Source organism: Mesorhizobium sp. M1A.T.Ca.IN.004.03.1.1, assembly GCF_003997555.1.
Taxonomy (GTDB): domain Bacteria; phylum Pseudomonadota; class Alphaproteobacteria; order Rhizobiales; family Rhizobiaceae; genus Mesorhizobium.
The window spans coordinates 1-258 of sequence record NZ_RZTV01000582.1; the positions used below are offsets into that span (position 1 = coordinate 1).

The 258-nt window shown below is 63.2% G+C and carries 1 pseudogene; it reads right to left on the reverse strand.

Annotated elements, in window-relative coordinates:
• Window positions 1-12: 12 nt before the first annotated feature.
• Window positions 13-258: pseudogene (locus tag EOD29_RS32960) on the reverse strand (hypothetical protein); the annotation flags it as partial.

A 258-nucleotide genomic window follows, 5' to 3' on the forward strand; every position in this document is an offset into this window, starting at 1 on the left:
GTTCTTGAAGGCTCATACCCGGCGGCTCCTCCGGGCAACGGCGATCTTCGACTTGTAAGTGTTACGGCCTGGATTCTGCTGATCGACATGCGAGCGGGTCTCTTCCAGCAGCAGCTCGGCACTCTGCTCGCGCCGGGATGCCTCGGCGAAATCCTCGTTGAGCGATCGCAGGCAGCCGGCCTCGACGTAGCGGGTGATGACTTCCTCAGCCATCGGATGCCACTGAGCATCCGCCGGCGCCTTCACCACGGCGGCATA